The organism is Halolamina sediminis (assembly GCF_001282785.1).
GTDB classification, from domain to species: domain Archaea; phylum Halobacteriota; class Halobacteria; order Halobacteriales; family Haloferacaceae; genus Halolamina; species Halolamina sediminis.
Genome location: NZ_CVUA01000001.1, coordinates 896,310 through 922,981 on the forward strand (window position 1 = coordinate 896,310; position 26,672 = coordinate 922,981).

The 26,672-nt window shown below is 71.0% G+C and carries 31 protein-coding genes and 1 tRNA gene; 10 read left to right on the plus strand and 22 right to left on the minus strand.

The features are described 5' to 3' along the window. Positions 1 to 31 precede the first annotated feature (31 nt). Positions 32 to 508 carry an RDD family protein gene (locus BN1959_RS04555; protein WP_053947527.1) on the minus strand — a complete coding sequence of 159 codons (477 nt, stop codon included), beginning with the start codon at positions 506 to 508 and terminating at the stop codon, positions 32 to 34. Between the two features lie 35 nt (positions 509 to 543). Continuing rightward, positions 544 to 696: a hypothetical protein gene (locus BN1959_RS14985; RefSeq protein WP_202594640.1), complete on the minus strand. Its 153-nt coding sequence runs from the start codon at positions 694 to 696 to the stop codon at positions 544 to 546. Positions 697 to 778: 82 nt separating this feature from the next. Here BN1959_RS14985 and BN1959_RS04560 point away from each other — a divergent pair, with 82 nt between their 5' ends. Continuing rightward, on the plus strand, positions 779 to 2,140 hold the full coding sequence (locus BN1959_RS04560; protein WP_053947528.1) for a DEAD/DEAH box helicase family protein: 1,362 nt from the start codon (positions 779 to 781) through the stop codon (positions 2,138 to 2,140). A gap of 8 nt (positions 2,141 to 2,148) precedes the next feature. Here BN1959_RS04560 and BN1959_RS04565 read toward each other — a convergent pair whose 3' ends face one another. Next, positions 2,149 to 2,553 carry a hypothetical protein gene (locus BN1959_RS04565; RefSeq protein ID WP_053947529.1) on the minus strand — a complete coding sequence of 135 codons (405 nt, stop codon included), beginning with the start codon at positions 2,551 to 2,553 and terminating at the stop codon, positions 2,149 to 2,151. Positions 2,554 to 2,813: 260 nt separating this feature from the next. Between BN1959_RS04565 and BN1959_RS04570 the strand changes: the two genes are divergently transcribed. Further along, positions 2,814 to 4,358, plus strand: coding sequence for a DUF790 family protein (locus BN1959_RS04570; RefSeq protein WP_053947530.1), 1,545 nt, complete (start codon positions 2,814 to 2,816; stop codon positions 4,356 to 4,358). Positions 4,359 to 4,361: 3 nt separating this feature from the next. Here BN1959_RS04570 and BN1959_RS04575 read toward each other — a convergent pair whose 3' ends face one another. From BN1959_RS04575 to BN1959_RS14650, 4 genes are all read right to left on the minus strand, one after another. Next, positions 4,362 to 4,880, minus strand: coding sequence for a DUF7122 family protein (locus tag BN1959_RS04575; RefSeq protein WP_053947531.1), 519 nt, complete (start codon positions 4,878 to 4,880; stop codon positions 4,362 to 4,364). Beyond that, positions 4,880 to 5,809, minus strand: a complete 930-nt coding sequence (locus tag BN1959_RS04580; RefSeq protein WP_053947532.1) for an RsmB/NOP family class I SAM-dependent RNA methyltransferase — start codon at positions 5,807 to 5,809, stop codon at positions 4,880 to 4,882. The genes BN1959_RS04575 and BN1959_RS04580 overlap by 1 nt, the downstream gene beginning before the upstream one ends. Positions 5,810 to 5,852: 43 nt before the next feature. Next, a complete protein-coding gene (locus BN1959_RS04585; RefSeq protein ID WP_053947533.1) occupies positions 5,853 to 6,350 on the minus strand; it encodes a hypothetical protein in 498 nt (165 codons plus the stop codon). Between the two features lie 129 nt (positions 6,351 to 6,479). Next, positions 6,480 to 6,623, minus strand: coding sequence for a hypothetical protein (locus BN1959_RS14650; RefSeq protein WP_154018219.1), 144 nt, complete (start codon positions 6,621 to 6,623; stop codon positions 6,480 to 6,482). A gap of 85 nt (positions 6,624 to 6,708) precedes the next feature. Between BN1959_RS14650 and BN1959_RS04590 the strand changes: the two genes are divergently transcribed. Beyond that, positions 6,709 to 7,326 carry a DJ-1/PfpI family protein gene (locus tag BN1959_RS04590; RefSeq protein WP_053947534.1) on the plus strand — a complete coding sequence of 206 codons (618 nt, stop codon included), beginning with the start codon at positions 6,709 to 6,711 and terminating at the stop codon, positions 7,324 to 7,326. Here the strand turns inward: BN1959_RS04590 and BN1959_RS04595 are convergent. Next, positions 7,323 to 8,159 carry an MFS transporter gene (locus tag BN1959_RS04595; protein ID WP_237560300.1) on the minus strand — a complete coding sequence of 279 codons (837 nt, stop codon included), beginning with the start codon at positions 8,157 to 8,159 and terminating at the stop codon, positions 7,323 to 7,325. The two genes, BN1959_RS04590 and BN1959_RS04595, sit on opposite strands and share 4 nt — an antisense overlap. After that, positions 8,120 to 8,326, minus strand: a complete 207-nt coding sequence (locus BN1959_RS15220) for a hypothetical protein (protein WP_237560301.1) — start codon at positions 8,324 to 8,326, stop codon at positions 8,120 to 8,122. Before BN1959_RS15220 ends, BN1959_RS04595 begins: the two co-directional genes overlap by 40 nt. Before the next feature lie 142 nt (positions 8,327 to 8,468). Here BN1959_RS15220 and sod point away from each other — a divergent pair, with 142 nt between their 5' ends. Then, positions 8,469 to 9,071: a superoxide dismutase gene (gene sod / locus BN1959_RS04600; protein WP_053947535.1), complete on the plus strand. Its 603-nt coding sequence runs from the start codon at positions 8,469 to 8,471 to the stop codon at positions 9,069 to 9,071. Positions 9,072 to 9,265: 194 nt separating this feature from the next. Continuing rightward, a complete protein-coding gene (locus BN1959_RS04605) occupies positions 9,266 to 9,565 on the plus strand; it encodes a DUF5827 family protein (protein WP_053947536.1) in 300 nt (99 codons plus the stop codon). 88 nt (positions 9,566 to 9,653) lie between these two features. Here BN1959_RS04605 and BN1959_RS04610 read toward each other — a convergent pair whose 3' ends face one another. Next, complete coding sequence (locus BN1959_RS04610; protein WP_079978602.1) at positions 9,654 to 10,445, minus strand: HpcH/HpaI aldolase family protein; 792 nt, start codon at positions 10,443 to 10,445, stop codon at positions 9,654 to 9,656. An 82-nt stretch (positions 10,446 to 10,527) separates the two neighbouring features. After that, a tRNA-Met gene (locus BN1959_RS04615) sits at positions 10,528 to 10,677 on the minus strand. 97 nt (positions 10,678 to 10,774) lie between these two features. Between BN1959_RS04615 and BN1959_RS04620 the strand changes: the two genes are divergently transcribed. Beyond that, complete coding sequence (locus BN1959_RS04620) at positions 10,775 to 11,785, plus strand: DUF7115 domain-containing protein (RefSeq protein ID WP_053947537.1); 1,011 nt, start codon at positions 10,775 to 10,777, stop codon at positions 11,783 to 11,785. Here BN1959_RS04620 and BN1959_RS04625 read toward each other — a convergent pair. The 10 genes from BN1959_RS04625 to BN1959_RS04670 all read right to left on the minus strand — a co-directional run bounded on the left by BN1959_RS04625 (position 11,782) and on the right by BN1959_RS04670 (position 22,528). After that, a complete protein-coding gene (locus tag BN1959_RS04625) occupies positions 11,782 to 12,660 on the minus strand; it encodes an SDR family oxidoreductase (RefSeq protein WP_053947538.1) in 879 nt (292 codons plus the stop codon). The two genes, BN1959_RS04620 and BN1959_RS04625, sit on opposite strands and share 4 nt — an antisense overlap. After that, a complete protein-coding gene (locus BN1959_RS04630) occupies positions 12,660 to 13,085 on the minus strand; it encodes a DUF5791 family protein (RefSeq protein ID WP_053947539.1) in 426 nt (141 codons plus the stop codon). The genes BN1959_RS04625 and BN1959_RS04630 overlap by 1 nt, the downstream gene beginning before the upstream one ends. Before the next feature lie 36 nt (positions 13,086 to 13,121). After that, positions 13,122 to 16,190, minus strand: a complete 3,069-nt coding sequence (locus BN1959_RS04635; RefSeq protein ID WP_154018220.1) for a DUF7286 family protein — start codon at positions 16,188 to 16,190, stop codon at positions 13,122 to 13,124. Beyond that, positions 16,187 to 17,041 carry a DUF7284 family protein gene (locus BN1959_RS04640; RefSeq protein WP_053947541.1) on the minus strand — a complete coding sequence of 285 codons (855 nt, stop codon included), beginning with the start codon at positions 17,039 to 17,041 and terminating at the stop codon, positions 16,187 to 16,189. The genes BN1959_RS04635 and BN1959_RS04640 overlap by 4 nt, the downstream gene beginning before the upstream one ends. Further along, entirely contained in the window at positions 17,038 to 17,445 is a 408-nt protein-coding gene (locus BN1959_RS04645) for a DUF7285 family protein (RefSeq protein ID WP_053947542.1), read from the minus strand. The genes BN1959_RS04640 and BN1959_RS04645 overlap by 4 nt, the downstream gene beginning before the upstream one ends. Then, positions 17,414 to 17,878 carry a DUF7283 family protein gene (locus BN1959_RS04650; protein WP_053947543.1) on the minus strand — a complete coding sequence of 155 codons (465 nt, stop codon included), beginning with the start codon at positions 17,876 to 17,878 and terminating at the stop codon, positions 17,414 to 17,416. The genes BN1959_RS04645 and BN1959_RS04650 overlap by 32 nt, the downstream gene beginning before the upstream one ends. Positions 17,879 to 17,917: 39 nt before the next feature. Next, positions 17,918 to 19,666 carry a type II secretion system F family protein gene (locus tag BN1959_RS04655; protein WP_053947544.1) on the minus strand — a complete coding sequence of 583 codons (1,749 nt, stop codon included), beginning with the start codon at positions 19,664 to 19,666 and terminating at the stop codon, positions 17,918 to 17,920. Next, positions 19,660 to 21,597, minus strand: coding sequence for an ATPase, T2SS/T4P/T4SS family (locus BN1959_RS04660; RefSeq protein ID WP_079978603.1), 1,938 nt, complete (start codon positions 21,595 to 21,597; stop codon positions 19,660 to 19,662). The genes BN1959_RS04655 and BN1959_RS04660 overlap by 7 nt, the downstream gene beginning before the upstream one ends. Before the next feature lie 65 nt (positions 21,598 to 21,662). Further along, complete coding sequence (locus tag BN1959_RS04665; RefSeq protein ID WP_053947545.1) at positions 21,663 to 22,082, minus strand: DUF7311 family protein; 420 nt, start codon at positions 22,080 to 22,082, stop codon at positions 21,663 to 21,665. Beyond that, the gene (locus BN1959_RS04670; RefSeq protein WP_053947546.1) at positions 22,079 to 22,528 is read right to left on the minus strand and encodes a DUF7310 family coiled-coil domain-containing protein; all 450 of its coding nucleotides are present in this window, start codon (positions 22,526 to 22,528) and stop codon (positions 22,079 to 22,081) included. The genes BN1959_RS04665 and BN1959_RS04670 overlap by 4 nt, the downstream gene beginning before the upstream one ends. Before the next feature lie 84 nt (positions 22,529 to 22,612). Here BN1959_RS04670 and BN1959_RS04675 point away from each other — a divergent pair, with 84 nt between their 5' ends. The 4 genes from BN1959_RS04675 to BN1959_RS04690 all read left to right on the plus strand — a co-directional run bounded on the left by BN1959_RS04675 (position 22,613) and on the right by BN1959_RS04690 (position 25,871). Further along, on the plus strand, positions 22,613 to 23,746 hold the full coding sequence (locus BN1959_RS04675) for a tubulin/FtsZ family protein (protein WP_053947547.1): 1,134 nt from the start codon (positions 22,613 to 22,615) through the stop codon (positions 23,744 to 23,746). A gap of 66 nt (positions 23,747 to 23,812) precedes the next feature. Continuing rightward, the gene (locus BN1959_RS04680) at positions 23,813 to 24,337 is read left to right on the plus strand and encodes a CinA family protein (protein WP_053947548.1); all 525 of its coding nucleotides are present in this window, start codon (positions 23,813 to 23,815) and stop codon (positions 24,335 to 24,337) included. A gap of 27 nt (positions 24,338 to 24,364) precedes the next feature. Beyond that, entirely contained in the window at positions 24,365 to 25,297 is a 933-nt protein-coding gene (locus tag BN1959_RS14990; RefSeq protein WP_053947549.1) for an HNH endonuclease, read from the plus strand. 73 nt (positions 25,298 to 25,370) lie between these two features. Next, entirely contained in the window at positions 25,371 to 25,871 is a 501-nt protein-coding gene (locus BN1959_RS04690; protein ID WP_053947550.1) for a metal-dependent hydrolase, read from the plus strand. Here BN1959_RS04690 and BN1959_RS04695 read toward each other — a convergent pair. Then, positions 25,865 to 26,599: a PHP-associated domain-containing protein gene (locus tag BN1959_RS04695; protein WP_053949315.1), complete on the minus strand. Its 735-nt coding sequence runs from the start codon at positions 26,597 to 26,599 to the stop codon at positions 25,865 to 25,867. The genes BN1959_RS04690 and BN1959_RS04695 overlap by 7 nt on opposite strands. Positions 26,600 to 26,672 lie beyond the last annotated feature (73 nt).

Consider the following 26,672-nt stretch of genomic DNA (forward strand, 5'->3'; position numbering starts at 1 on the left):
GTGCGTTAATGGTTGCTCTCCGCGTGGCCGATCAGCGGGTGAACTCCTCGCGGCGCTGCGCGGAGCCTGCCCCGACCCCGACGTCACTGACGACGTACGTCCCCGCCGCTCGGTCGAACAGTCGCTGGTTCTGGCCGTCCATCGCGATCACCGCCATCCCGACCAGCCACGTGAGCCACCCGCCGAACAGCGCCGGGATGTTGCGGACCAACGCCTGCCCGTAGCCGATATCGCGGCCGTGCCGCCCGACGACGCGGATTCCCGTTACCATCTTCCCGACCGTCTTCCCGTAGGCGCCTTCGAGCACGGTGCCGTAGCCGAGGCCGACCACGAGCAGCCCGAAGAAGGCGGTCGATTCGGCCCCGCCGCGGCTGCCGGTCGCCCCGGCGCCGACGAACACGACCACGATCAGCAGCAGGAACATCACGGCGTAGTCGAGCAACTGTGCGGCGATGCGGGCGCCGACGACGTCGACGTTACCGGGACTTCTGGAGGGCTGGCGCGACATAGCACCGTCTGAAACGGCGCCTCACCAAAAACTTCCTACTCCTCGGTCGCCTCCTGTAGCGTCTCGATCCGGCTTTCCAGCTGTGAGAGCGCCACGTCGGCGTTCATGTACCCCTGGTCGTACTCCTCGTATACGGTGTCCGCGGCGTCGAGGAACTCCGCGACTGCCTCGTCGGCGTTGTCGGTCATAGCCGTCGCTATCGGCTCCGGGGTGGTAAGCGGTTCGGAGCGCCCCCGAAATCCACAAGCGCCACGGTGGCTAACCCTGACTGTGACGCTCACGCTCCGCTTCGAGGACGGGACGGTTCGGGCCGTGAGCGACGACGCTCGTTCGCCGCTCGCCGAGATCGCCGACGAACACGCCTTCCTCGACGCCGACGACCGGACCGGCGGCTACCGCGCGCCGGCGTACCGCTACGCCGACCTTCGGGACGCGCTCGACGAACGGGGCGTGGCCTATCGGGACTGCGTGCTCGATGCGGAGCCGCTCTCGCTCTCGACCCGCTACCAACTGCGGGAGTACCAGCAAGCGGCGCTCGACGCGTGGCACGACGCCGGCGATCGCGGGATCGTGGAGCTCCCGACCGGCGCGGGGAAGACGGTGCTCGCGATCGCCGCGATGGCCGAACTCGGCGTCCCGACACTGGTCGTCGTCCCGACGATCGACCTGCTCGATCAGTGGCGTCGCGAACTCGAAGCGGAGTTCGACACCGCGATCGGCCAGTTCGGCGGCGGCGAACAGCGCGCCGCGCCGATCACCGTCTCCACGTACGACTCGGCGTACCTCAAGGCCGACGACGTGGGCGGGCAGTTCGGGCTCGTCGTCTTCGACGAAGTCCACCACCTCGGTGGCGAGGGGTACCGCGAGATCGCGCGGCTGCTGGCGGCGCCCGCACGGCTCGGCCTGACCGCGACGTTCGAGCGCCCCGACGGCGCCCACGAGGCCATCGCCGACCTCGTCGGGCCGCGGGTGTACACGCTCGACGCCGACGATCTCGCCGGCGAACACCTCGCCGAGTACGAGATCCGGCGGATCGAGGTTGATCTCACTCCCGAGGAGCGCGAGGCCTACGAGGCGGCTCAGGGGACGTTCGTCGACTACCTCAAGCGATCGAACATCTCGATGCAGCGCGGGAGCGACTACCAGGAGCTCGTGAAGCGCTCCGGCCGCGACCCCGAGGCACGAGAGGCGCTGCTTGCCAAACAGCGCGCCCGCCAGATCGTCCGCGAGGCCGACCGGAAAGTCGACGAGCTCGGCCGGCTGTTGGACCGCCACCGGAACGACCGCGTCATCGTGTTCACCGCGAGCACCGATCTCGTGTACCGACTCTCCGAACGGTACCTCCTGCCGGCGATCACGAACGAGACCGGCGCCGCCGAGCGCCGGGAGATCCTGGACCGCTTCCGGTCCGGAGAGTACTCCCGGGTCGTGACGGCGAACGTGCTCGACGAGGGTGTCGACGTGCCGGACGCGAACGTGGGCGTGCTGCTCGCCGGCTCGGGGAGCGAGCGGGAGTTCACCCAACGCCTCGGCCGGATTCTCCGGCCCACCGAGGACGATTCGCAGGCGCTTCTGTACGAGGTCGTCAGCGAGGAGACCGCCGAGGAGCGCGTCGCCGAGCGTCGGCGCTGACGCCGGGCTCAGAACTGCCCGGCCCAGCCGTAGGAGAGCCCGCCGCCGCTCGCCCACGTCCCGTAGCTCACGTCGAAGACGAGCTCGATCTCGGCCGCGGTGCCACCGTCGAGCGAGACCTCCCGGCTGGTCTCGTACTCGGTGCTCCCCTCGTCGGTCTCGACCGTCGCTCGTCCGACGAGCGTGTCGCTTCGCGTGCCGTCGGCGGTGTTCTCGACGCCGACCCCGAGCACGAGCGCCCCATCCTCGCCCTCGTGCGGCGTCCCGTTGACGATCCGAAGCCCCCGTGTCCGCGCGTCAGACTCTCCGCCCTCGGCCTCGGTCGGCGCGTTTCGCGGCCCGGAGCCGTCGCTGGCGCTCACACAGCCCGCGAGGGGGACCGTGACCAGTGGGAGGAACTGGCGTCGCTGCACGGTCGTCACTGTCGGGGGGAGACAATCAGCGTTCCCCTGTGACGCGCCGTCGCGGCGACGAGTTGAATGCCAGCCCAGTAGCTCACCGCCGCGATAGGGCGAACAGGCGGCGCGATCGCTCCACGGAGGGTGCGCCGCGCTCCCGCCTCGGCCGCTCCGTGGTCGTGCTCAGACGACGACGGGGTTGGTCCCGTCACCGTACTTGAACGCCGGGGTGGCTGCTCCGGCGGCGTTTTACCGTTCGGCCGCCAACGCCGCCTGTGCTGCGGAAGGAACACCTCCGGGTGTCGCGGGCCGGCGGCGGCTACCACCCCCAGTTCACCGACGAGGACGACCGCACGCTGGCGGCGAGTCTGCTGGGGACGTTTCAGGGCCACGTCGGCGAGCGTCGTGCTCGGCTCCGGGACGCGCTCGACGCGGCCGAGCGCGAGGCCGACTCGTTCAAGCTGGTCCGGGGGCTGGCGGCGCTGCTGGAGCGTGAAGCGACGTTCGAGACACGCGCGCCGGTCCCGCCGCGCCGGACTCGCCGAGTGACGTTCGAGAGTGCGGAGTCCGTCGGGGTCGCAAGCGACGCCGAACGCGGTGAGGCGCTCGCGGCTGCGGCCGAGCGGTTGGGTGTCACGGCCGACGCCGTCGAGCAGTCGCTGTACGCCGACCGTGAGGAGAACCAGATTCTCACGTCGTTCGACCCACGCTGGAACCCCGGGACGCTGCTGGAGCAGTACGACCTCTCGCTGGCCCAAACCGCGCTGTTCGACGCGACCGAGGTCCGCGTGCGGAGTTCGGAGCCGGCAGATCTGGTGCGGGCGGTGAAGCGACTCGGGCTGATGTACGAGGTCCGGCGGACGCACGAGGGACGGGAGCTCGTCGTGACGGGGCCGGACTCGCTGTTCCGATCGACGCGGCGCTACGGCACCGCGTTCGCCCGACTGCTGCGCTCGGTCGCGGCGACCGACGACTGGCGGCTCTCGGCCACGATCGACGACCGCGGTCGCGAGCGCACGATGACGCTGACCGACGAGGACGTGTCGGTGCCGGGCGTCGAACCGATCGCGGAGCCGACGTACGACTCCTCGGTCGAGGCGGAGTTCGCGGCCGCCTTCCGGAGCCTCGACACCGACTGGGAGCTCGTCCGCGAGCCCGAACCGCTGGAGACGGGGAACCGCGTGATGATTCCGGACTTCGCGTTCGACTACGCGCCAGCCGGCGCCGAGTCGAAACCGGTCGCGGAGCGGTTCCGCGTCTACTTCGAGATCATGGGGTTCTGGACCCCCGAGTACGTCGAGAAGAAGCTCTCACAGCTCGAAACCGTCGAGGACGTGGAACTGCTCGTCGCCGTCGACGAGTCCCTGGCCGCGAGCGAGGCGATCGAGGCCCGCGACCACCGCGCGATCCCCTACTCGGGGTCGGTCCGCGTGAAGGACGTTCTCGACGCGCTCCGGGAGTTCGAGGCGGATCTGGTGGCCGACGCTGCGGATAGCCTGCCCGACGAACTGGGTCCCGACCCTGACACGATCGGGCTCGAAGAACTGGCCGCCGAGTACGGGGTGAGCGTCGACGCGGTCGAAGACAAATCGTTCCCCGAACACCGCCTCGTCGGGCGGACGCTCGTCCGGCCCTCGGTGCTCGGTTCGGCGGGCGAATCGGTCGAAGCCGGGATGGATCTCTCCGCGGCGGAGGCGGTGCTGGCGGCGCACGGCCTCACCGACGCCTCGGCGGCGCTCTCGGCGCTGGGCTACCGCGTCGAGTGGGAGGGACTCGGCGGCGGAATCGTGCGGGAGAAAGACGGCGAGTCGACGGGGTAGCGCTCAGTCGAGCGTCGCGAGCTCTTCCTGATACCCTTTCGGCACCCGGGAGCGCAGCTCGCCGTGGAGGTAGAGGCCGACGCCGATCGGCTCGAGTTCGCCAGCGAGCTCGTGGGCCGCGATCAGGTAGCCCCAGTCGCCGTCCCAGCGGTCGAGCTGCTGGTCGTGGCCGGCGGCGAACGCCGCCGCCTCGCCGGGGCCGAGTTCGATCACGTTCTTCGTCGCGTCGCGGGCGAAGCGCTTCACGCCCGTCGTCGTCGGCTTCCAGTGCTCCTGCCGGGTCCGGAGCACGGTGATCCCTAGCCCCTCCGCTTCGACGGGGGAGGAGAGGTCGGCGCTGAACGCCCAGATCTTCCCCGAGCCCTTCTCCCAGAACGTCACGCCCTCGAACGTTTCTGGACCGACGTCGAAGCGCTCATGCCACCAGTCGACGACCTCCTCGCGAGAGGCCCGTCCCTCGACCTCGCGGTCGTCGGGCGTCGCGGGCAGTCGGTCGAACCGCTGGCCGTCGTTCTCGCTCATCAGGCGCTCACCCCCTCATCCTCACCGCCGACCCGGAGTTTCGCGACGAAGAACCCGCCCGTGTCGTTCTGGTGGGGGTAGACGCGGTGGGCCTTCCGGAGCGAGTCGTCGAACTGCTGGCCCTCCCACTCGGTGACGCCGGGCGACGTGTCCAGCGGCGCGTCCCACTCGACCAGCTCGGCGTCGGTGGTCTCGATCGCGTGGTCAACGACGGCCTCGTTCTCCTCGGGGGCGAACGTACAGGTCGAGTACACCACCTCGCCGCCCGGGCGGGTGAGGTCGATCGCGCGCCGGAGGATCCCCTTCTGGATACCGACGAGGCTCTCGACGTGGCCCAGCGACCACTTCTCCAGCACGTCGGGGTTCTTCCGGCAGGTGCCCTCACACGAGCAGGGTACGTCCGCGACCGCACCGTCCAGCGCGTCGATCCCCAACGAGTCGAACGAGAGGTTCCGGGCGTCGTCGTTCGTCACGATCAGGTTACTGACGCCGAGCCGTTCGGCGTTGTGCCGGAGCGCCGAGAGCCGGCCGAGGTTGTTGTCGTTGCCGATCAGCACGCCCGAGTCGTCCATCAGATCCGCGAGGTGGCAGGTCTTGCTCCCCGGCGCCGCGCAGGCGTCCCAGACACGGTCGCCCGGATCGGGGTCGAGCGCGAGCGCGGGCAGCGCGGAAACCTCCTCCTGCCCGTGGAGCCAGCCGTGGACGTACGGCCACGTCGTGCCGGGCGACCCGTCGGGCAGTCGGAGCAGACGGTCGGTCCAGTCGACCGTCTCGTACGTGACTCCCTCCGCCTCGAGCGCCTCGCGGGCGCGTTCGGGGGTGGCAGCGATGCCGTTGACCCGGACCACCGAGGGGAGCGGTCGGTCGCAGGCGGCGCGGAACGCCTCGGCGTCGTCGACGAGGCGCTCGTAGCGATCGAGTGGGTTCATACCGGCGGTCGGCGGCCGCGGCGCTTGTCGGTTTCGGAGCGGGCTAGCCGTCGAGAGCGCGGCCGAGGACCGGCTCACCCTGCATCAGTCGCCACAGTCCGGTCCCGACCGCGAGCACGGCGGTGAGCACGACGCCCGTGAGGCTCCCGACGGCGGCACCGAACCACGCGAATGCGTACGTGCCGGAGACGACCTGCGGGAGCGAGTCCGGCAGCACCCAGCCGAGCGCCATCAGCAGGGCCAATCCGCCGACGAACACTGCGGCCGCCGCGGCGGCACGGACGACGGCGGCCCGATCCGCGAGCGGACCGAACCGGAACCGGCCGCTCCCCGCGGGCAGGGCGTAGCCGACGTGGGCGAGTGAGGCGCCGACGGACTGGGCGATCAGCACGAATATGACCGCGAACCCCGTCGGAACCCCGTCGCTGTTCGGCGGTGGTTCGGGAATCGTCGCACCGACGTAGATGCCGTAGCAGAACACGCCGGCACCGACGAGCAGGAGGGCGGCACGTGCGAGGCCGAAGTATTGTTTCGGGGACACGATCGGAGCATGTGGGCTGGCCGGCATAGGCTTTCTGTCCCGAACCGCGGACGGTTCTACACGGCCACAGCGGGGTGGGCCGTCACCGTGAGCCAGCGCTCGCGGCCGATCGCGAGTCGCGGCTGATTTTCACCCGTGCGTCGCGGTGTCCGTCGTCCCCAAGATGGTCTCGCAGTGGGGGCACTGCCAGACAACAGGCTCGCCCCAGTCGGCGTCGATGAACGCGCGTTCGAGCTTGCGCACTTCCCGATCGCAGGACGGACAGTTGGTCATAGTTCGGCTCCCGACCGGGACTGATTAATCGTTTCCCTCCCGGAACCCCGGGACGCTTTTGCGCTCCGGGCGCCCATACCGCCCCATGACGACGTGTATCGACGTGCTGCTGTACGACGGGTTCGACGAACTCGACGCCGTCGGCCCGTTCGAGGTGTTCCAGAACGCCGCCCGCGAGGGAGCCGACTGCACCGTCTCGCTGGTCACCCACGAGCCTCGCGAGCGCGTGGTCGCCAGCCACGGTCTCGACGTCGGCACCGACGGTACACTCGCCGATCCCGGGAAGGAGGACGCTCCGGACCTACTCGTGATCCCCGGCGGCGGATGGGCCGCGGGCGAGGGCGGCGTTCGCCGCGAGTACGACGCTGGCGACCTCCCCGAAGCGATCGCCGAGCACCACGCGGCCGGGACGACCATCGCCTCGGTCTGTACCGGCGCGATGCTGCTCGAACGCGCCGGCGTGTTGGGTGACGGCCCGGCGATCACCCACCAGTCCGCGGTCGAGGATCTCCGCGACGCCGGCGTCGAGGTGGCCGACGCACGTGTGGTCGACACCGGGCAGGTCGTGAGCGCCGGCGGCGTCACGAGCGGGATCGACCTCGCGTTGCATCTGGCCGAGCGGGAGTTCCGCACCGAGATCGCCGCGAGCGTGGCGACGACGCTTGAGTACGAGCGGACCGGCGACGTACTGGTCGCGAACTAACTTCTGACGACGCCGACCCAGACGACGACGGCCGCGGCGGTCGTGAGAACGGCGAGCGCGGCCCAGCCGACGTCGTAGCCGACCGTCTCCGCGACGGTCCCGAACAGCGGCGGCGCGAGCAGGCCGCCCGCGTTGAGTGCGGTCTGCCCGCCGGCGGTGGCGGCGCCGACCTCCGCGTCGTCGACCATCGCGGTCATCACGGCGTAGTAGACGCCCGGGAAGCCGAGCATGAAGACGCCGAGGAAACCGAACGCGGCCCACGTCGCCGCCTCCCCGCGGGCGACGACGACCGCGAGAAAGCCCGCCGTCGAGAGCGCGGCCTGCCCGGCGAGCACTAGCCCGGGGCCGCGGGTGGGCCGGCCGGGGATCCGATCGGCGAGTTCGCCGCCCGCGAGTCGACCCAGGCTCCCAGTTACCTGTGCCGTCGCGAGCACCGCGCCCGCGACGCCGGCGGTGGCGGCGACGGTGTCGGTGACGTGCGGGACGACGTAGCTGGTGGTGGTGAACACCGCGGCGCCGAGGAAGAAGCCGGAGACGAGCAGTCCGCGGTAGGCGCGGTCGTCGAGCAGCGATCGCACGTCGGGAACCGAGAGCTTCCCGCCCGCAGGCTTACCGTCGTAGCGGAGCGCCGTTACGACCGCGACGACGACGGCCAGCGCGGCGCCCACGAGGAACGCGGCCTGCCAGTCGAACCGGATGACCCCCAACACGGCGGCGGCATTACTGGTCGCGAGCCGCGTGAGGAGGATCGCCGAGACCGCGCTGCCGGCGGTGACGCCCACTTGCTTGACGTTCATCGCGAGCGCCTCCCGCCCCGGCGGCGCCACGTGCATCGCTGCGCGGTGTACCCGAGCATTACCGCGGTCACGGTCAGTCCGGTGACGCCGAGGGAGACGCCGAACCCCTCGCGGACGAACGCGGTGGCGGCGAACACGGTGTAGAAACAGAGGCTGGCGGTGAACTGCCACGCCGAGACCAGCGACACCCCGCGCCAGCTCATACGCCCACTGTGGGGCAGCCACGGAAGTGTGTACCCGTTCCGGAGACTCCCGGAGCCCAAACCGCCGTGTGTGGGCCGCTACCATACGTCTCCTCAAGATTTAACACGAACCGCAACCCAATGAACGGATGGGTGACTCACGATGACTGATTACGAACTGCCGCCGCTGCCGTACGAGTACGACGCGCTGGAACCGCACATTTCCGAGCAGGTGCTGACGTGGCACCACGACACGCACCATCAGGGGTACGTCAACGGCTGGAACAGCGCCGAGGAGACGCTGGCGGAGAACCGTGAGAACGGCGAGTTCGGTTCCTCGCCGGGCGCAATCGGGAACGTGACCCACAACGGGTCGGGCCACATTCTCCACGACCTGTTCTGGCAGTCGATGAGCCCCGAGGGCGGTGACGAGCCGTCCGGTTCGCTGGCGGACCGCATCGCGGAGGACTTCGGCTCCTACGACGCTTGGAAGGGCGAGTTCGAGGCCGCTGCCGGCGCGGCCGGCGGCTGGGCGCTGCTCGTCTACGACTCCTACAGCAACCAGCTGCGCAACGTCGTGGTGGATAAGCACGACCAGGGCGCGCTCTGGGGGAGCCACCCCATCCTCGCGCTGGACGTGTGGGAGCACTCCTACTACTACGACTACGGTCCCGCGCGTGGTGACTTCATCGACGCGTTCTTCGAGGTCGTCGACTGGGAGGAGCCGTCTGCCCGCTACGAGCAGGCAGTCGAGCTCTTCGAGTAACGACGATCACGGCGCGTGACCGACGATCGGCGACGGCCGATCGCCCGGAACGCCATGCCGTGATCGTGTCGAAGTGAACGGAGCGAGAACGCGTCGCCGTTCCGCTTTCTTTCGACGCTCGTTCGGGAGCGACCGCTCGGTCCCTGGCGGCCCGGATCGGTAGCGTTTACGCGGCTCCGTCCGAACGCGAGCGTATGCCACGCGCCAAGGAGAGCTTCGACGCGCTCCATCCGTGTGACTTCTACACGCCCGAGGAGCTCCTCGTCGAGGACCAGATGTACACCGTCTACGAGATCGCCCGGCTGCTGCAGGGGCTCGACCCCGGCGCGGAGATCGACGAGGAGACCGAGTCGGTACTGCTCGACTGGGCGATACCGTGGGTGATGAACAACGCCGACGACCTCGTCGTCGCCGACCCACCCGCGGAGGACGCGCCCGGCTACTACGGCCTCCGACGGTCCGAGGACGTGGACGAGAGCACGGACTCGGCGTAACAGTTTCCTCCCCCTGCCGCGTTGGGGGTGAAACGGGTCTTTGGCGTCGGTAGGAACAGCCCGACGACGTCCACTCCTCCCCGTTCGCCTACTCGCCGAACAGCGACTCGTACTGCTCTCGCACTGAGCGTGCGCCCCGTCGGAGGTAGCCGATGTCGGTGCCGGCGATGAGGTAGTCGACGCCGCGGTCGTGCCACGTGTCGATCTGGTCGGGGCCGGTCGCGAGCGTCCCCACGGGGACGCCCGCGGCCTCGCCGGCCGCGAGCACGCGGTCGAACGCCTCCCGGAACTCGGGGTCGTCGTACTCGCCGAAGCAACTGAGGTTCGCCGAGAGGTCGGCGGGGCCGACGAACAGCGTGTCCACGCCGTCGACACGGGCGATCGCCTCGGCATGTTCGACGCCCGCAGGAGTCTCGATCTGGGGCAGCACCGCGACGGCGTCGTTGGCCGACTCGAAGTACGCCCCGGTGTGGGCGCCGTAGCCGTTGGCCCGGCTCCCGGCGACACCCCGGTCGCCCTCCGGCGGGTAGCGGGCGGCGGCGACCAGCGACTCGGCCGCGGCGGCGCTCTCGATCTTCGGCGCCATCACGCCCGCGGCGCCGAGATCCAGCGCGCGCTTGACCTGCGTGGCGTCGTTCTCGGGCACCCGGACCACCGTGTCGGTGTCGCCGGCGGCGTCGACGGCCCGGACGAGTTCGCCGGCGCTCTCGACCGACAGCGGCGTGTGTTCGGTGTCGACGACGACGAAGTCGAACTCGAGGCCGCCGGCGACCTCCGCGGCGGCCGGCGAGCCGAGCGACACCCAGCTCCCGACCGGCGAACCGTCGGCGGCAAGGCGATCCCGGAGCTCCATCCCGTCGGTACGCACGTCGTTACTCATACGGACATCGCGTCGGCGAGCGGCAAAAGTCGGCAGGGTTCCGGTCAGTACAGTCGCTAGCCGTCCGAACGGAACGTGAGAATGGCCGGGGCGGGCTCCGAACCCGCGATCTCCGCATGACCCAGGTTCGAGGCTCGGCGGGCCCCGTGGGCTGCGGATGGTTCCTAGGCGTACCGCACCGAATCTCGATACCCTATGAGTGCGGCGCTATGTCCAGCTAAGCCACCCGGCCGCACTCCTCCGTAGTCCCATGTCGAACTTAAGCCCTCCCATCTCCGTCGGCGGATCGACCGGGTCGGATTTATGCCCACGGGCGTGAACGACTACCCATGACCCTGCCGGAGACCGTCACGGACCACCTCGACGGCGAGGAGCCGGTCGCGGAGGTCGACCTCGGCGGCGAGGATCGACTGTTGGTCACGCCGACCCGAACGCTCGTCTACCGCGCGGAGGGGCTGCTTTCCGACGAGACCGTCGAGGCGTACCCCCACGACGCCGAGCGCATCACGCTCACCACGAGCCGCCGGAAGGCGAAGCTCACCCTCGACTACGGCCTCGACGGCGAGGAGACGCTCTCGGTGCCGAAGGCGAAGATCGACGAGGTGCTCCACCCGCTGCTCGCCGGGGTGCTCGACGCAAACGGGATCACCGACCCCGGCGAGACCGTCAAGCGGACGTTCCGGTTTTCGGAGCTCACCCTGATCGTCACCGACGAGCGCGTCGTCAAGCACATCGGACAAGCCCTCTGGGACGAGGAGTTCGAGGAGTACCCTTTCGAGAACGTCACCGATCTCGCGTTCGAGCCCGGCAACGTCGCGACCAGCGTCGTCCTCACCCACGACGGCCGGCAGGAGCGGTTCAAGGCGCCGAACGACGACGCTCGCGCGGTCGAGGCGGCGATCACCGACGCGCTGCTCTCCTACCACGACGTTCGTGACCTCGACGAACTCCGGGCGGAGACCGCCGACGAGGAGGTGGACGACGCCGACAGCGAGGCCGGCGAGGACTCGCCGTTCGGCGAAGGTCCAGAACTGTTCGGCGAGGAGGAGTCAGTCGCGACGGAGACCGACCCCGACGACCAGTCCGAAGACGGTGTGTCCGACTCGGACGACGACACCGACCAACTCATTCGGCAGGTCGAGGAAGCCACCGACGACGAGCCCGCGGAGGGACCCACCCACGCCGATGTCGGCTCTCCCGGAGACGAAACTCCCGATACCGCCAACCTCGCGGCCGAGATCGACGAGCTCCGCGACGCCGTCGAGAGCCAGCAGGCCGAGCTCGAACGACAGAACGACCTGATCGAACAGTTGATCGAAGAGCTCCGGCAGGGCCGCTAGGGCTCCTCGCCGCGCTGATAGGCGTCGATCGCCGGCTCGTACCCCTCGTACACCGACGGGTACTGTGGCTCGTACCCCAGTTCGAGCAGCCGGTCGTTCCGACAGCGCTTCTGACTCGCGACCCGCAGCGACGCCGGCCCGTCCAGCCCGTCTAGCCGCTCCTCGACGGTCAGTTTCTCCGGCGCCGGCACGCCACAGCGCTCGGCCAGCCAGTCGGCGAACTCCCAGCGGTCCACGGGCGTGCCGTCGCAGACGAGTATGGTCTCCTCCCGTGCCACGTCCTCGGTCAGGAACCACGCCAGTGCGCCCGCGGCGTCGTCACGATGGACGGAGTTCCGCCAGCCTGCGGTCACCGAGTCGAGGTAGGCGTCGATCCGGTAGCGCCCGGGCCCGTAGAGCCCGGCGAACCGGGCGACGGTGCAGTCGATGTCGCTCCGGTGGACGATCGCTTCCGTCTCGGCGATCACGGTCGCCTTCGGCCGCTCCGGGTCGATCGCCGTGGACTCGTCGACCCAGTCGCCGCCGTGGTCGCCGTAGACCCCGGTCGTGGAGGTCAGAAACAGTCGATCCGGCGGCGACTCGCGCCCCTCGAACTCGGAAACGATCGTGCGGAGCCCGTCGACGTACAGCGCTCGCGCCTCCGCGACGCTGCCGCGCCCCGCCGAGGCCGCGAACACCAGCGCGTCGGCGTCGGGCAGCGCCGAGATGGCATCCGGGTCGGTCAAATCCCCTCGAACGGGCTCGATCCCCTCTGCCGAGAGGCTATCGGCGCTGGACTTCGATCGAACGACACCGGTCACGTCGTGGCTGGCGTCGAGCAGCCGCCGGCCGAGTTCGCGGCCGACGTAGCCACAGCCGAGGACGAGAACGTGCATCAGCGTCGGCCGTCGATGTACGCCTGGATCGCGGCGAACTGTTCGAGCGTGGTCGGGAGTCGTCCCTCGATCGCCTGCTGGATCTCCTTCCCGTCGAGCTCGATGTCGGTCTCCCGGGCGACGGTGTCCACGTCGACGACCGCGGTGGTCATCCCCATCAGGACGTGGTCGCGGGCCTCCCACGCGATGTCCTCGGCGTCGGGGGCACCCTCCGTCAGTGCCAACACCTCCGCCGCCTCCTCGACGGTGAGTTCGGGTTGTTCGCCCTCGCCGATCGCTTCGACGGTCGCCCGGTCGAGGCCGGTTCCCCCCACGACGGTGTCGACCCCCAGTTCGGCGACGGCCGTCGCGAGCTCCTCGAAGTAGGCGGCGTGGAACGCTGCCGGCGACGCCTCGCCGTCGGCCTCGACTGCGTCGTACAGCATTACCCGTAGGTCGGCGGTCGCGGGGCAAAACCGTTGTTACTCCGGATTGTCGGTCGCTTTGCACGACTCGTCCCCGTCGACACCCGGGCAGGGCCACCCCGGCGACTGCTCGTCGCGGTTCCCGTCCACGTCGCCGACGCCGGGCATCCCCGGCGGCACGACCGCGACGACGGTGGTCGACGCCTCGAAGTCGACACGTTTCCCCCGCCCGACCCGCTCGGCACGGCCATCCCTGTCAACGTCTAGGTGGGCCACGGTCCCGTCCCTGACGTACCGAACTGTCCCACTGCCGCCGTCGGGGGCGACCCCTCGTGCCCGGAGGGCGAAGCGCTGGTACTCCCCGCGGACAGTGACGCTCCAGGCGTTCACCGTCGCGATCCAGCTGTACGGCGGCGGCGCGACGGGCATCCCAGCCGGCAGCCGGGAGGCGCCGGTCAGCCTCCGGGTCGCTTTCGCGCTGGCGTTTTCCAGCGTTCCACTCAGCTCCGTCTGGGCAGTGTCCCGGGCCACCTGCTGCACCATCGATGCGGTGCGGTTGGTCGTCGCCGCGGGGACGCCGACCGCCCGCTCGGCGCTGAGTTCGCGGAGCCGTACCCGAACTCGGACGCCCGCCTCGTCGGCCGTCGCCCGGTCGACACCGCGGGCCGCCAACGCGGCGGCGAACGGCGGAACGTAACTGCCGTTAGCCATCGCCTGCCCCCGGTGGCCCAGGGTCGGCCACCGATCGCGAGCGTCGACGACGGCCGCTCGACACGTCGATCGTTCCACGCCGGTTCCGTTCGTCGCGGCGGCACAGACAGCCCGCTCCGCTTCTTGGACCGAGTTTCCGACGGCAGCGGCCAGTTCGTCGCGGTTCGCGGCGAGCGCAGCCGACTCCTCGGACTGGTTCTCTGGGCTCGTCACGACAGTCCGGTTCGCCGCGATCAGCGTCCCGGCGGCGGCGTCGAGGCTGACCTGCCGGCTGCCGCCACCCAGCAGCGTGTCGACGATCCCGGAGGCGGCGTCCCCGTACGGGAGCGCGATCCAGTTCGTCGTCCGCGCGGTCAAGGGGTGGGCTGACTCCCCGGCCGGCACGCTGGGCACCTGCCCGTGATCGACCGACTGGAGGGTGAGATACCCCGGGGAGGCGTCGGGCGTAATCACGATGTCGTCGTCCGACCTCCCCGAGTCGGTGTAGGCGTCGCTCGGCCGTCCCTCCGAACGGCCGCGTCCGAGTTCGATCAGTTCCGAGAGCCCGGCGGTCGCCCGGTCCCCGAGTTCGTCTTGGTAGTCGACGTTCCGGTCTCTGGTGTCGGCGGCGCGCGCGTCCAGTTCCGCGAGCACGCGGTCGAGGTACGCCGCGCGGGCGGCGACTCGCGCCCTGTCGGCGGCGCCGTCGTACGTCGCCGGCGCGTCGAGCAGTTCGTCCCGACGCTCACGAAGCGCCGCTGCCAGCTGAGCGCGGGCGTTCGCATCGCCGCTGGCGACCGCCGTCCGTGGAATCGACACCGAGACGTTCGCGACTTCGCGGCGGAGCTCTCGCAGGTCGGCGGTGATCCACGTGTCGATCCCACCCGGTCGCCTCCCGGTGATGGTCCGGCTCCGAACGAGCGTATCTCCGCCGCCCGCCGCGACCCGTTCGGCCACGGTGTCGGCGCCGCCGTTGGCGTCGAGAACCGCCTCGGCTGCCCGTTCGCGTGCGCCGTCGAGGTTCGGGCCGTCGAGCGCACCGCCGGGTTCGAACAGCGGTTCAGTCAGCCGGTCGGGCGCGGCGTCGTCTGGGTCGTACGCCGCGGTCGCGCGTACCGCGACGCGGGCGGTCTCGGTCCACTCGGCGCTTGTCGTTCGAACCGTCCCGTTCCGGCGCCAGTGCCGCTCGACCGTGTGGTGGGTCGTCACGTCCAGCACCCTGTCGACGACGGCCTCGGTGGAACCGGCCGGCGCGTCCTCGACGGTTCTGACGACCGTTCGCTCGCTCGTCTCCTCGTCTACCAGCGTCCAGTCGCGTAGCCGTGGCTCTGGCCTCGATTCGATCGCTCGACTGCGAACCGTGACCCGGAGTTGGCCTCGAACGCGGTAGCTCCCGGCGGTCGACACGTCGTCGATCGAACCGAGGAACGCCCGATCGGCAGCGGCGTCCGGGGAGGCGTTGATCGGTGGATCGTCCGGTCGGCGTGGGGCGAACTCGCCCGGCGCCGGCTCGCTCGTGGCGCCGCCGACGGCGTTGGGGTTCACGAACGCCTTCGTCACGGCCGCGGCGTCGCCGTGGCGACCGCCGAGCACGTCGAGGACGCCGACCTTCACCGTCGCTACGTCCATCGCGCGTGCGCCGGCTGGATCGTGGCGCCCGAACGCGGCGCGCTGCTGGGCGAGCACTGCAGCGTTGGTCGAGAGTTCGACGTGGCGGTTCCCGAGCACGTTCCGAATCGGCGTGCCGGCGTAGCGACCGTAGCCCCGCGCCATGGCCACCGCGGTCAGGCGAGTCGTCAGCCCTCGGGCGAGCCCCGGCCCGGCGAGCGCACCGCGGTTCAGCCGCCGCTCGTACGTGCTGGCCCGTCGGTGGAGCGCCAGCACCGGCGTCTCGACGGTGAACGTGACGTTCCGCCGCCGCTGGGCGATCGTCCGATCCCCGTCCCGGGCTCGGACGGTGAGGTTTCGGATCGTCACACGCATCGCCGCCCCGCCGTCGACTGCCGTGATCCCGATGTCCGACTTCGCGCGTCGGAGCGAGGCAGTCGAGCCGTCGATCGGGGGGAGGTCGACGGTCGCCCTGACGCCGCCGCGCTCACGAGCCAGCTCCGACACGGACTCGCGGGCCGCGACGGCGATCCGCAGCCTGAGCGCGTCGACGAACGGCCGGGAGTCGTTCAGCGCCCTCCCTGCCGCGGTGTCGGCCGGAGCCGTGACCGGCGTTCCGGCCGACTCGCGTGCGGCGTCCCGGACCGCCATTCGGAGCGCGGGCCGCGCGTCCCGGGTTACGCCGTCCATCGCGGCGGCCGCGGGTCGCTCGATCGAGGGATGTGTGCGATCCGCGACTCCCGTCGCGTACACGGAGGCGCCGAGCAGCAGCAGGACGCCGACGAGCGCAAACGGAATCCGGCCACGGTCGTCGTCGGCGAAACTCACGGTGACCACGTCCGGACGGAGATCTCGACGGTGTCCAGTTCGAGCGACGCCACAGCGTCGGTCGGGCTCCCACTGCCTCGGCGGAGGTCGCTCGCGACGCGGTCGGCCATCGCGGCCGCGATCCGGCTGTTCGCGGCGGTGGTGTCTCCTCGCTCGATCGCTCCCGCCGTCTCGACGCCGTACCGGGCGCTCACCCGTCGGTAGCGGTGCTGAACGAGCGCGTCGAGCGGCGGATCGTCGGCGAGCGCCAGTCGGCCCTTCTCGGGTGGGAGCAGTCCCGCGACCAGTGACGCTGCGACGACGCGGCCGAGGCGTGCGAACCCACCTTCGGTCGCCGCGACCGACGCGTTCGCGGGCGGATCGACGCCGCTCGGTGCGTGAACCGTCGCCGCGTTTATGTTGGCGTCCGCCGGCGGCTCCGGACCGACGGCGAACGCTCGACCCATGTGGGCGTCGGGGTACGGCCGCCAGCGGACGACGACCCGGGTTCGGGCCGGCAGGCGTTCGACGACCGTCGCCCGAACCGCGGCCGCGAACCCCTCGCTGGTGCCAGTGAGTGCCTCACCGTCGACACGGACGGTCCGGACCGCGGCATCGGCCAGCAACGAGATGAGCGTCCCGTGGGCGACACGCTCGTACTCCGGGTTCGTGTCGGCGTCCCGGTCCCCCTCCCCGTCCGGCGCCGGCCGCAGCGTGTACGGTACGTCCGCGGTCGCCGCAGTCAGTGTCTCCGCGACTGGGTCGGCCCGGTCGGGCTCGTCGGTCGTGGGTGCCGGCGTACTGGTCACCGTGACCGCGGCCGCGCTGATCAACAGCAGGCAGAGACAGGCGTCGAGTGCGGTGGCACTCATCGGGACACAACCACCCGGAGCCAGCCGGACACCACTCGGCCGGGTGCGATCCGTACCGGGACTCGCCGGCCCGCCGACTGGCTCTCCTCGTTCGGAGCAGGAGTGTCGCCGGCCGCCCAGTGCTGCGACCCGGCACGGAGCTCGACTCGGAGTGTCCAGCCCGTCGGTCCCTCGTCGACGGCTGCGCCGAGCCGGCCGGCCGACGCGACGCCGGCCGGCGCGACGGCGTCGTTGACTCGAGAGAGCGTCGGCTCGGCGACCTCGCGATCCGTGGTCGGGAGAACGCCGGCGAACACCGTCGCGTACAGCGACAGCCCGAGCCCGATCGCCGCCACGGCGACGAGCGTCGCCGTCGGCGACGCCTGCCCGCGGTCAAGCACCGACGAGCGTGGCGCGGTAGCCATCCCAGCTCACCTCCCTGACGGCGATCTCGTCCGACGCGATCCACTCAGGCTCGCGCTCCCGTGCAGCTTCGACCGTGTCGCGGAACGCGTCGCGATCCGCGAACACCGTTCGCGGCGGTTCCCCGTCGAGAACTCGACGGAGCTTCCCGTCGTCGACCGTCACGACGGGGCCGAACGCGAACGTCGCCCGCGTGGTCCCGCGGCTGTTCCGCATCGAGATTCCGTGGGGACGGAGCCGGACGGCGTCGGCGCCGTGTTCGTGTGTCGCGCTTGATGGCGCGTCGCCGGCCGCGACCGAGTCGACGGTGTCTGCGACGCCCGCCGCGTCGGGCGCGGGGCGAGCGGGGAGCGTTCCGGCGACGGCGAGAAACGCCGCCGCGGCCACCACGAGACCGGCGTGCAACGCCGTCGAGTCGACTGGAGGTCCGATCATGGGACGGACTGGTTCCGGTTTCGTACTTGAACTCTCGGCTCAGAGTAGCGTGCCACCGGCGACGACCGCCGCGACGTAGGCTGCCGTCGCGGTGGGGAGTGCGAGCCCGACCCGGTAACCGAGCAGCGATCGATCGATCCCGCGCTCCAGCGCGGTCGCGAGCCCGGTCAAGGTCGCCGCGAGCAGGAGCACGTAGACGCCGACGATCGGCCCGATCGAGGCCGGAGCGAGCGCGGCCGATGCGGACGCACCGCTGCCTCCGAGCGCCCCGCCGGTACCGCCAGCGTCCGCGGGGATACGCCCTACCATCGCGACGGAGACACCCCCGACCAGCGGGCCGAACAGCGCCGCCGTGTTCGAGAGTGTGCCGGTGATCGTCGCCAGCTCCCGACGCGCCTCGCGCTCGACGCGGGCGAGTTCACGGAGATGATCGCCCACGGCGACGAGCGCCTCCCCCGCCGGCGCGCCTTCCGTCGCCGCGAGGGCGAACAGCCGGCCGGCGTCCCGGGCTCGCGGGCTCGGCACGTCCCGGAGCGCTCCGAACCGGCCGAAGAACGCCTTCTCGACCGGAACCCCCAACCGCTCTCCCCGTTCCGCAGCGTCGGCCAGCAGGTCGCCGGCGTCGCCGGGCAGCTCCGCTGCGGTCTCCGCGAGTGCCCGTTCGACGGCCGTTCCGCCGGCGACTCGCCGACCGACCAGCGCCAGCGCGTCCGGCAGCCCCGACTCGATCTCCCGAACTTCCCGCCGAAGCTCCCGTGCGGGTGCGAACAGCCACAGCAGCGCGGCACCCGACCCGGCGCCGACGGCGACGATCGAGGCTGCCCACGGCAGCACGAACAGACAGCCCGCGCCCGTGGCGACAGCCACGAACACGCCGAGCGCGGCAGCGCTCCGCCGGCGGTCGGGAACCGCGGGGTGGTCGCTATCGACTTCGGGTGGCGGGAACGAGACCGGCCGCCGGGCGAGCAGCCAACCGCTCGCGACGAGCAGCCCTGTCGGGAGAAGCAGATCGTAGAGCACCGTTAGCGTGCCGAGCCCGACGTTCACACCCGTGAGCCGTGCCGCGGGGAGCACGCCGACGAGCGCGAGCGGGAGCAACACGCCGAAGGCGTACAGCCCCGTCAGCGGCGCCCGGATCTCCCCCGCGAACGACGCGGCACGCTCCTCGACGCCCGAGCGCACGGCCGAGAGCGCGCGCTCACAGCCGCGTTCGCGTGCGTCCGCGGGGGCGTCGGCGGCGTCGGCGACCAGCGCCGCGGCGCGTTCGATCTCCGGCGCCGTCTCGCCCCAGGCCGCGGCGAACGACGCCAACCCCGAGCCGGGCGTTCCACGGGCGTCGCGAGCGTGCTCGCGCAGCGAGTTGGCGAGATCGTCGTCGCCGGACCGCCCGGCGAACGCGACTGCCCGTTCCAGGCTCGGCTCCACCCGGAGCCGGAGCGTCAGCCGACCGAACAGCCCCGGCGCGTCGCCGACGGCACGGGTACGTGACAGCGCCGCGGCGGCGATCGGGGCGTTTCGGGCGGCGAGCAGCAGTCCCGTGCCGAGGACGACCGCGAGCGAGAGCAACGTGACTGCGCCGATCGCGACGGCGGTGAGGGTACCGGCGACCACGATCAGGCTCCCGATCGCCTCGCTCGCAGCGACCAACTGCGGTGCCGCCGGCCAGTCGAGTTCCTCGCAGGCGTCACGCAGCGCTCCGTCGACGGCGGGTGTCCGTGGCCACGACGCCCCGACTCGCTCGACGAGCCGGGCGAACTGCTCCCGTCCGTCCGACGAGCGAGCTACCACGGCTCCCCACTCCCGTCGGTGCGACCGTCGTCCTCCGCCCGGATGGCTGCCGGGCGCGTCACGCCGTCGGCGGCGAGTGACCGCAGGTGATCGGCCCGCGCGTTCAACGCCGTCAGCGTCTCGCCGTACCCCTCGCCCGGCGCCGCGAGATCCGCTAGCAGGCTGCTCTCGCCGCGGTCGAGCCGGTCGGTCGGTTCGAGCTCGCCGTCGTCGAGCGCGAACAACGGATGGAGCTCGGTCCCGTCGTCGACTGATTCGACCTCCTCGATCGCGACTGCGCGCCGGCCGCGTTCCGTGTCGGCGACGGTGAGCACGAACCCCGTCGCGGCGAACGCGGACTCGCTCACGCCTAGATCCTCGATCATTCTGGTCCGGACTGCGTCGGCGCCGTCGCCGTGGACCGTGCCGAGCACCGTCCCCGAGGCCGCGCCGACGCGCATCGCCTCGTACAGCGTGCTCGCTTCCTCGCCCCTGACTTCGCCGACGATCAGCGCGCCCTCGCCGAGTCTGAGTGCGGTCCGGAGCGCGGATGCGGGGCTCGTCTGGGCGGAGTCGTCGTCGTCGCGGGCGACCCGGAGCGACTGCACGTCACGGCCCGCAGCACGGAGCGCCGCGGCCGGAAGTTCGGGAGTGTCCTCGATCAGTACCGTCCGCGTGGATCGAGGGAGCGCCCACAGCAGCGCGCCGAGCGTCGTCGTCTTCCCCGCGCCGCGTGCGCCGGCGACCAACCCGGTCCCGCCGCGTTCGACCGCCAGGGAGAGCAGCGCCGCCGCCCGCGGCGTCAGGGAGCCGACGGCGACGAGCCGGGGGAGCGTCCATGGCTCGGCGTCGTGGCGCCGCACGGCGAACGCTGGCCCGGGCGAGAGCGGTCGGGTGACGCCGGCGATCCGCACCTCCTCGCGGTCGTCGGGCGGGCCGACGGGCAGCGTCGCGTCCACCTGTGGGGTCGCTCGCGAGAACGCGCGCCCGCTGCTCCGGCGGACCCGTGACGCGAGCGTCCCGACTCCCTCGGGGGTGAGCCGGACGTTCGTCGGCATCGTCTCGTCGTCGACGACGACCCGGATGGGCGTCTCCGCCGCGGGTGCGGTGACGTAGACGTCCGAGACGCGGTCGTCCGCGAACAGGTCCGCGAACACGCCGTTGCCGCGCGTGTGCTTCCGGAGCGTCGCCGACAGCTCGGCGATCGGGGCGTCGGGATTCGCCACCTCCCGAACCGCACGGGCCGGAGCAAGATCACCACCCCCGTCGCGCTCCGCCAGTCGCTCCGCCGCGGCGTCGAGCAGTTCGAACGCGGCCGCGTCGAACGACGCCGACGCGGGCGTGAGGTGGTAGATCGCGTCCGATTCGGCCGCCGAGTCAAGCGCGTATTGCCGGACTGTCCCGCCGGTCGAGAGCGCCACCGTCTCGCGCAGTCGGGCGTCGGTCGGCGGCCGGTGGTCGATCCGGGATCGGGCGATCGCCGGCCCGCCGTGGGCACGCAGTGCCTCCTCGTGGTCGGCGGCCCGCTCAGCGCCCGCTGCGAGCCCGGTCTCCGCGGCAAGGCGGCCGATCGTGGCGGCGCGGCCAGTTGCGTCGCGGGCAGCCCGTAGCGGGGCCGTGCGCGCGGTCGCGGCGATCTCGGCGTCGTGGTGCTCGGCCAGTGCCGCGAACCGGCCGGCAGCGTGGAGTAGTCCGACGGCGCCGTCGGTGTACCAGCGTTCGTACCCCGCCGATCGGACGCGAACGGATTCGGCGTCCCGGTCGGCGAGTGCGTCGACGGCGGTCGCTCGACAGGCCGGCTCGGTCGCGAGGTCGCCGTCGCCGGGGCAGTCGTCGGCGTCGATATGGAGTTCGACGCGGTTTTCGATCCCCGTCCCGGCGGGCTCGACGAACGCCGGCCGGCAGGCACACGCCCCGTCGTCGTCCTCGGCCCGCCACGGCAGCAGTGACATAGCGCGGCTGGTCCGGCTTTCGTACTTGAACTCTGGGCCGCGTGTCGCTGCGGTCCCGGCGTTGGTCAGCCCCGAACCGTGACGACCCGGCCGCCGTCGCCGCGAGCGAGGCCGAGCCGCAGTCGGTGATCCCCGGGCGTCCCGAACCGAACGGGGCCGTCCGGGGTTACGAGCGGGAGTGAAAGCCGTCGCGTTCGGGTCGCGCCGTTCCGGAGGCTGTACCGGACTCCACACGCGGGGTCGCAGTCGACGACGAACCGCTCCACGCCGACCGCCACCAACGAGTTCGCGGGGAGCGTGACCGTGAGTACCCGTCGTGCACCGGGATCGTCGGCGGCGAGCAGCGACTCCCCCGCCCGTTCAAGTCGGTTCACGTCGCGGTCGAGCGCCGCGGCCGTTCGGTCCGCCGCCGCCGCCTCGACTGCTGGCAGCGATACGGCGAGCAGCGCGGCCGCGAGCGAGACCGCGAGCAGCGCCCGGATCACCGGAGCTCCCGGAGGCGCTCGCGCAGCCCCGACTCGGTAGATTCGTCGCTGCTACTCCCGTTCTCGGTATTGCTGTGAGCCTCGGCGTTACTCCCGTCGCCGACTGTCGGCGGTATCCCGCCTGAGTCCTCACTACCTCCTCGGGCGTCGAGAGCGTCGTCCGCGTCCTCGCTTCCGTCGAGGCGTCGTTCCAGGCGTTCGACCGCCGCGACGGCGGCGTCGGCACGCTGCTCGACCGACTCGTTCACCGCGGAGACGCCGCCGAGGAACCCCCTGACCGACTGTACCGCGGCCTCGAGCTCGTCGACTCTGGATTCGAGCGTCTCGATACGGGACTCGATCGCGTCGTCCTCGCTGTTGCTCCGCGCCGGATCACGCTGTTCCCCGTCGAGTGCGCGTTCGACGGCCGCGAGCCGTCGTTCCAGCGTCTCGTCGCTGTCGGGCATGGGCGAGGTGGTCGCCCAATCGGTGATAAGTGTCGGGGCGGATCGCGGGGGAATCTTAAGGCGGATCGGAGCAAACGGGAACCTATGAAGACGGTCCTCGTTGGCGTCGGTCAGGCGGGCGGGAAGGTGGCGACAGCGCTGGCCGAGTTCGACGACGAGATGGGGTTCCACGCGGTGCGGGACGCCATCGCCGTCAACAGCGCGAAAACGGACCTCCGTGACATCCCGCTGGACACGGTGTTGGTCGGGCAGGACGTGGTGAAGGGCCACGGCGTCGGCGGCGACAACGAACTCGGTGCGGAGGTGATGGCGAACGACGCCGAGGAGGTGATGAGCGAGCTGAGCGGGAAGATCGGCTCCGAGACCGAGGCGATCTTCGTGATCGCGGGGCTCGGCGGCGGCACTGGCTCCGGCGGCGCGCCAGTGCTCGCGAAGGAGCTGAGCCGGGTGTACGACACGCCCGTCTACGCGATCGGTATCCTCCCCGGCCGCGACGAGGGGTCGCTCTATCAGGCCAACGCGGGCCGATCGCTCAAGACGCTCGCCCGCGAGGCCGACGCGACGATCCTGATAGACAACGACGCCTGGCGCGAGACGGGCGACAGCGTCGCCGAGGGGATGGCGGCGATCAACGAGAACATCGCCCGCCGGATCGGCCTCCTACTCGCCGCGGGCGAGCCCGTCGAGGACCGCTCGCTCGGACTGGGCGGCGGCGGGCTCGACCGCGACGTGGCCCAGAGCGTCGTCGACACCAGCGAGGTGATCAACACCCTCCGCTCGGGCGGGCTCGCGGCAGTGGGATACGCCGAGTCCGAGGCCAGCGAGGACCCCGACGAGAACGTCAACGTCGTCACGAGCACGACCCGGAAGGCGCTGCTCAGCGGCACGAGCCTGCCGGGGGCGAGCGAGGCCGACGCCGCACTGCTGGTCGTCGCCGGTCAGCCCGATTCGCTCTCACGAAAGGGCGTCGAACGTGCCCGCTCGTGGGTGGAGGAGGAGACCGGCAGCATGGAGGTCCGCGGTGGCGACTTCCCGCTCGACACCGGCCGGATCTCGTCGCTCGTCCTGATGAGCGGCGTCGAGCGCTCCGACCGCGTCCAGGAGTTCATGGATCGCGCCGCCGACGCGCAGGCCGACTCCCACGACCGAACCGAGGGCCAGCGCAAGCGCGACGCCGCCGAGACGTTCCAGAACGACGAACTCGACGATCTGCTCTGATCCCGCGCCGTCGATGGAATCGGGACCCCCGCCGCCTATTTCCTCCCGGCGGCCCCAGCGTCGGGCATGCGTGAGTACGCTGTCGACCCGCCGGTCGAGGAACGCATCGGCGACGCGCTGCGGGAGATAGACGCCACAGTCGCCGTCGCCGAGTCCTGTACGGGGGGACTGATCGGCTCGCTGCTGACCGACGTACCGGGCTCCTCGGACTACTTCGATCGCTCGGTCGTGACCTACTCCTACGACGCCAAACTCCAGGAGTTGGCCGTTTCCCGGGAGAGCCTCGACGACCACGGCGCCGTCTCGGCGCCCGTCGCCGAGCAGATGGCCGCGGGCGTGCGCGACACCGCGGGAACGACGTTCGGGCTCTCGACCACCGGGATCGCCGGCCCCGAGGGCGGGAGCAAGGAGAAGCCCGTCGGGACGGTGTTCATCGGTCGCTCGTACGCCGCCGACTGGGGCACCGGCGGCTCCGACACCGAGGTCTCCCGGCACGTGTTCGACGGCGGCCGGACCGAGATCAAAGAGCAGATCGCCCGAAAGGCGCTGGCGCTGTTGCTGGAGGACGCTCGGGACCTGTCGGAACGCTGATTACCTCGTCGGGTCTGTCCCAACCACATGCGACTCTGGGTGCTCAACACGCTCCCCGCCCACTGGGCGCGCTGTCGCGACGGGCCACAGGACCCCACACACCACCCCGAGCGACACCTCGGCCACCCGTGGCATGGCATCCCGTCGGGCGGTCGCGCCCCGGATCCGCGCGACCTCACGCCGGGCGAGGACCTGTTCGTCGTCCGGCAGACCGGCGGCGTCGGCGTCTCGGGCATCTGGACGTTCGAGGAGGCACGCCGCGTCGAGAATCAGGCCGCGGTTCCGGACGTGTGGCGCGATCACGACGGCGAGATGCGGGAGTACGAGTGGTTTCTCCACTGTCGAGGGGCGCCCGAACTGACCGTCGAACCGCCGATGCGCGAGGATTTCGGCGGCTCGTTCCCGTTCCACCACTCGAAACTGACCGGAACGGCGATCGCGATGCGGGGCGACGACCGCGCGGCGTACGTGAACGCGCTGCTCGACCACGGGGTCTCCGAGGCCGCCGAACAGCGGCTCCGTGACGCGCTGGAGCTGTCGGCGACGGGGAGCGTTCGGTCGGCCGACGCCGAGCCGCCCGAGCGGACCGAGTACGCCACGACGCGGACGATCCGCGATACGAAGCTCTCCGAGATGACGAAGGAGCTGTACGACCACCGGTGTCAGCTCTGTGGCGACCGTCGCGAGAGCCGCGACGGGAGCGCGTACGCGGAGGCCCACCACGTCAAACCGCTGGGGGCGCCCCACCGCGGCCCCGACAGCGCGGCGAACCTCCTCGTGCTCTGCCCGAACCACCACGCGGACTTCGACTACGGCCGTGTCCGGGTCGACCCCGAGTCGCTCGTCGTCGAGCACGCCTTCGACGACGAGGTCGACGGAACCGTCCTGACCGTCGACGCCGACCACGACCTCGATCCCGAGCACCTCGCGTACCACAGCGAACGGATCGCCGACTTCTGATCCATCGCCGCCCGCCAACGGGGGCTGTGGGCCGACCGAAACGCTTTGCGGGGTGCCGACCACGCACACGAGTATGGACAAGAAGGGTCACGTGCTCAACGCCGTCCTGCTGGCGATCGGCGTCGGGTACGTCCTCGAACCGTCGGGCGACGTGTCGACGTTCGTCGCGATCGCGGAGGTGTCGCTCCCGCTGGTGTTGGGTGCGCTGTTCCCGGACGTCGACACCGCGTTCGGCAAACACCGCAAGACGCTGCACAACCTCCCGATCCTCGGGATCGCGCTGGCGTATCCCTACTTCTTCGGTAACCTCAACTTCGTCTGGGCGGGGATCCTGAGTCACTACGTGCTCGACATGCTGGGGAGCAGGCGGGGGATCGCGCTGTTCTACCCGTTCTGGAGCGAGGAGTTCGGCTCGCCGACGGGCGTGACGACGACCAGCAAGTACGCCGACGTGGTCACGATCGTCGTCACGCTGCTCGAGGTCGCCGTGTTCGCGGCGTTCGTCCACCTGCTGCCCCAGTATCTCCCGCCCGGACTGGAGCTCAGCGGGCTCGGGATGATCGGCGGTCAGTAGACCGAGACGTCGTCGAACCGCCCGTCGTACGCGATGTGGTCGGGGTGAGTGGGCTCGGTGCCGGAGAGGAACAGGCGGTCGATCTTCCCCCACGAGTTCTCGTAGCCCAGGTGGGCGAACTCTGCGAGGTTCCAGAAGCGATGCCGCGGCCCCGAGCGGTGGACGACCTGTCGGTCGACGCTGGAGACCAACGCTTCGACGAGGTCAGCCTCACTCTCGATGGCAGTGTCGAACTCGGTCCACGCCTCGCCGACGGTGCCCCGGAGGTGGGCGTACGACGAGCCGAACGTGGACAGTCCGGTCTCCTCGGCGACGCGTTTGGCCCGTTCGTTGACGTGAGGGAGCGATTTGGCGTTGTAGCTCTCGACGGCGTCGATGTGGTCGGCGTAGGCACGGATCTCCGGCCGGCCGAGGCTGACGTTCAGCAGCGTCGGGTGGGGGACACAGAGCGCGGCGCCCTGGTCGGCGAGCTCCGAGAGCGCGCCCTCGAAAGAGATGAAGTCCGGCACCGGATCGGAGAGCCCCACCGCGAGCAGGTGGCGGCGGTTCTGCCAGTTGCCCGTGAAAATCTCCCGCCCCGGCACGACCAGCAGCTCGTCGTCGCTGTGTCGCTCGGCCTGCTCGCGGATCTCCGGCAGTCGCGTGAAGTGGGGTGCGTACACGAGCACGTCGATCCCCCGGGCTTTCGCCCGCTCGACGACCCGCCCGTCGAGCATCTTGACGTGCATGTCGACCCGCGTCGGCGCCGTAGTCACGTTCCACCGCAGTCGGTCGTTCCCCAAATAGCCTCCGTGTTCGATG